Here is a 4,200-nt window from a genome sequence, read left to right as displayed (position 1 = left end):
CCAGGTCTATTTTGAACTGGATTTTCAACTGGTTCCTTAATAACCCAATCCTGGGAACGTTTGAAGTGTCGTATTCCTTTTGTAATAATTTTTCCTTCCACTGATCAACGTTGTCCTTTCCCATTTTTTCGGAAATAACCCGTTCCAGCACTTCATCATTAATACGGCCAATTTTATACAACTCCCTAAACTCTGTTAACTGAAGTGTAACCTGGTAGCCAAAAATTTTAGATGCTTTGAAAATGGCATCATAAAATGGAAGGTTTTGAAATGCATGCAAAGAATTATGATGAATAAAATCTTTGAGTGGCGTTTGTGAAGGCAGGTAGTGTTTTAGTTCGTGTAACACATGTGCTTCGTCGAAGTCTTTATGAATCATAAATCAGCAGTTATTTTTCTGTAAATAATTCGACTACCCATTCTGTAAAGAACTATGGCTCTTAATCAAAAATTATACTTAACCGGGAAAAGCATTTTTTGAATGTTTTGGTTTCCCGTCGAAGCGCTACTATTAAGCTTTACTTGCGTCGCACTCTTGTACGTTCTATTCTTGATGGAACAAAGAAATAAAACACCTTCCCTGTTAAGTATAATTGAAAGTATCGAAAAAACTCCTCAAAACCTACATTATTCCCCTGCCTCAAAGACCTAAACAAAACCACCTGATTAAATTCGAATAATTACATTCTTTCTATCATTTACGGCTGCCTTTCTTAAATAGTAATTATATCGGCCGACCAAGGCTTGATATGAGTATACCTGTAAATTGGATCAATATGTTCACTGCTGTTATGTATAACAGCGAGGTCTTTAATCAGGCCATTTGACATTCCATACACCCAACCATGAAGATAAAGATCCCTTTCTGCCCACGCTCTTTGTACAATAGTACTTTTAGCAAGGTTTCTTACCTGCTCTATTACATTAAGCTCAGTTAGGCGGTTCGCTCTTTCTGTCTTATCAGCAATTGCGTCCAACTCTTCGCTATTCTGGTGATACACATCTTTAATATTACGCAACCAGTTATCAACATGGCCATGGTATATATCCGTCATCGCTGTTAGCACGCCACCACATCCATAATGGCCAACCACCAAAATGTGTTTTACCTTTAAATACTTAACGGCATATTCAAGCACACTTAGTAAGTTAGTGTCTGTATGCACTACCAGGTTGGCAATGTTTCGGTGAACAAAGATCTCACCGCTTTCGGTGTTGGTAATTTCATTAGCAGGAACACGGCTGTCACTGCAACCTATCCAGAGATAATCTGGTTGCTGACCTTTGGCCAAATTTTTAAAATAGTCCGAATTTTCAGACAATTTTGTTTCAGCATATAGCTTATTTCCTTGTATTAATTTTTGATAAGACTTATCCATTTCAATTCGATTTTTTCTTCAAACAATAATAATTGTTGGTTGATTTGCTGAATAAATTAAAGGAGCACAAGTGTGCGACGCAACGATGTGAAAACAAAGATTTGTTGCCCCGATAAAAAGAAGGCAACAAACCTTTATTTACTGCTATCCGTTATAATCTTGGTACTCATAAACAGGGTCTAATTTGGTACCTGCTTCCATGTCGTAGACTGATTTTATAACTCCATCTGAAAGATTGTAGACCCAGCCGTGTATATGCGGCCTGTTATCTTCACTCCAGGCTTTTTGAATGATTGATGTTTTGGCCAGGTTAATCACCTGCTCCTTCACTGTTAGTTCAATCAACCTATTTACCCTTGCTTCACCTTCAGGTACCACGTCGAGTTCGTTTTTATGTAACCTGTAAACATCTTTTATATTTCGCAGCCACATGTTGAGAACCTGCTTATAATCCTGGTTAGTAAGTGCAGCTTTTACGCCGCCGCAACCATAGTGACCACAAACAATTACATGCTTCACTTTTAGTACCTCTACAGCATATTGCAATACGCTTAGCATATTTACGTCGGTGTTTACCACAAGGTTGGCAATATTTCGGTGCACAAAAATTTCGCCTGGTTCCGTACCGGTAATTTGATTTGCAGGTACCCGGCTGTCGCTGCATCCTATCCATAAAAATTCTGGTGTTTGTATGTGTTCTAGTCGTGAAAAAAACTCGGGGTCATCTTGCACCATTTCTTTTGCCCACGCTTTATTTTCCAGGAGCAATTTTTCGTAAGAAGTCATCAATTAAAAATTAACAGGGTCATTGAATAGTGAATGCATGGGTTTAGTCGGGCTTTTCTTTATTTCAACCTTTATGTTCTTTAAATGAGCATGTTTAAGGAAGTTATTTACTTCTTCTATAACGTCTTTATCAATAAAGTCAGCACGCGTTGCATCAATAAGAATAGAAGAGTTGGCAGGCACCTCCTCCAGCTTGCGTTTTACAATAGGTTTGTTTAGAAATGAGACATCCTTGCGAAGCCGCACCAAGTACTTGTTGTCATCGTTTACCACTAAAACCGATGATTTAAAGTTACTGCGGACCATAAAAAACAGTCCCACTAAAATTCCTATAACTATACCAACTAACAGATCAGTAAATAGTATTGCAACGATAGTTACCACGAAAGGCACAAACTGATCGACCCCTCTTTTATAAAAATCTTTAAAGAGACCTACTTTGGCCAATTTATAACCGGTAAAAATCAGTATAGCAGCCAGCGCCGATAACGGTATCAGGTTTAAGATTTTTGGAATAAAGAATACAGAAAGAAGTAACAATAAACCGTGAAAGATGGCAGACATCTTGGTTTTTGCACCGGCCATTACGTTTGCTGAACTTCTTACAATCACAGAAGTAAGTGGTAACCCTCCAATGAGTCCTGATACCATGTTACCAACACCCTGTGCTTTTAATTCGCGGTTAGTAGGGGTAACTCTTTTAAAAGGATCAAGTTTATCGACAGCCTCAATACCTAGTAAGGTCTCAAGACTGGCAACAATGGCTATTGTTAAGCCGCTTATCCAAACCTGCGAGTTGGAAATATGAGAAAAGTCGGGGAAAGTAAAGAACGAAACAAACATGGCTGGAGTTTCAGCAATTGGTAATGAAACCAAATGCTTGGCTTCAAGTTGAAAACCGGGTGAAGAAGATTGAAAGGCAACATTTATAAATACTGCCGCCAATACCACTACCAGGGGTCCGGGAACCAGCGTCAACCATTTTTTTGACTTAAATGACTTGGTCTCCCAGAGTATCAAGATAAACATGGAGATGGCGCCAATTATAGCTGCAGCAGGAGTAATTACATTGAAAATGTTGAATAATTCTGAAAACGTATTTTCATTGTCTCCCTGAACAAAAGTTTCGTCCCCCACATAATCTTTATCATATCCAAAAAAGTGTGGTAATTGTTTCATTATAAGAATTAATCCTATTGCTGCTAACATTCCTTTAATTACCGAGTTAGGAATATAATCGCCAATGATACCAGCTTTTAAAAAGCCTAGAATCATTTGAATAAAACCAGCAATAACAACTGCGACGAGAAAGGCTTCATATACCTGCAACTTGGTAATTGCTGCAAAAACAATAGCGGTTAAACCTGCCGCCGGTCCGCTTACGCTTAAGTGTGAACCACTAAGCGCTCCTATAATAATTCCACCCACCATACCGGCAATAATGCCCGAGAAGAGCGGCGCACCAGAACCTAATGCAATACCTAAGCAAAGAGGCAACGCCACCAAGAAAACGACAATAGAAGCCGGAAAATCCGACCCTACATTCTGTAAATATTTTTTCATGCAGAAATAGAGATATTATAGAAATGTTATTCCCAATTAAGGAAAATCAGAAGTGAAAAATGAAATAAATTAAAAGCCCGTTATAAAACAGAATCGGGCGGGGGAATGACTACCTCTGTAGAATGATTAGTCGGTATCTGTTCTGATAAATGAAGGTAGGCTAGTGCCTTTGCATCAGCCAGTAAAGAAGCTGAAGTGGTATAGTTTGCCGGAGGCAAAAAAGGATGATTAAACTTAACGGAATGATCTTTGCCGGTGTCATCAACATCGTGAGGTAACTCCTCCGTCCATTGATTACTCGCCAGCGCCTTTCCGGTTTGCTTAAGCGGCACCATTTGCATCGCCATTAACAAACACAGAAAAAATGATATGATCTTCAGTTTTATCATAGAGGGGCAAATATAAACGCTTAATTTTTAACGGCAATTCTCATTTAGTTCATTTAACAACTAGTACTAGAAGAAGGAGTAAT

5 protein-coding genes are annotated in these 4,200 nt (G+C 38.6%); all 5 read right to left on the bottom strand.

The genetic code is table 11. The features are described from left to right. Positions 1–379 (bottom strand): putative inorganic carbon transporter subunit DabA (locus JWR87_RS17080; RefSeq protein ID WP_297822415.1); only part of this gene is annotated, 379 nt, incomplete at its 3' end. A 334-nt stretch (positions 380–713) separates the two neighbouring features. Then, positions 714–1,379 (bottom strand): carbonic anhydrase, encoded by a 666-nt coding sequence (locus JWR87_RS17075; protein WP_297822413.1) that lies wholly within the window; start codon positions 1,377–1,379, stop codon positions 714–716. A 144-nt stretch (positions 1,380–1,523) separates the two neighbouring features. Beyond that, positions 1,524–2,165, bottom strand: coding sequence for a carbonic anhydrase (locus JWR87_RS17070; RefSeq protein WP_297822411.1), 642 nt, complete (start codon positions 2,163–2,165; stop codon positions 1,524–1,526). Between the two features lie 3 nt (positions 2,166–2,168). After that, positions 2,169–3,728, bottom strand: a complete 1,560-nt coding sequence (locus JWR87_RS17065; RefSeq protein ID WP_297822409.1) for a SulP family inorganic anion transporter — start codon at positions 3,726–3,728, stop codon at positions 2,169–2,171. Between the two features lie 80 nt (positions 3,729–3,808). Further along, positions 3,809–4,117: a hypothetical protein gene (locus JWR87_RS17060; RefSeq protein ID WP_297822407.1), complete on the bottom strand. Its 309-nt coding sequence runs from the start codon at positions 4,115–4,117 to the stop codon at positions 3,809–3,811. Between the last annotated feature and the right edge of the window lie 83 nt (positions 4,118–4,200).

This window comes from Segetibacter sp. (assembly GCF_025963695.1).
Taxonomy (GTDB): Bacteria; Bacteroidota; Bacteroidia; order Chitinophagales; family Chitinophagaceae; genus Segetibacter.
This window is presented reverse-complemented; position numbering and strand designations above follow the sequence as displayed.

Bases quoted from the DNA above. Each gene is read 5' to 3' on its own strand.
- JWR87_RS17075 (WP_297822413.1), bottom strand. From the start codon at position 1,379: ATGGATAAGTCTTATCAAAAATTAATACAAGGAAATAAGCTATATGCT.
- JWR87_RS17070 (WP_297822411.1), bottom strand. From the start codon at position 2,165: ATGACTTCTTACGAAAAATTGCTCCTGGAAAATAAAGCGTGGGCAAAA.
- JWR87_RS17065 (WP_297822409.1), bottom strand. From the start codon at position 3,728: ATGAAAAAATATTTACAGAATGTAGGGTCGGATTTTCCGGCTTCTATT.
- JWR87_RS17060 (WP_297822407.1), bottom strand. From the start codon at position 4,117: ATGATAAAACTGAAGATCATATCATTTTTTCTGTGTTTGTTAATGGCG.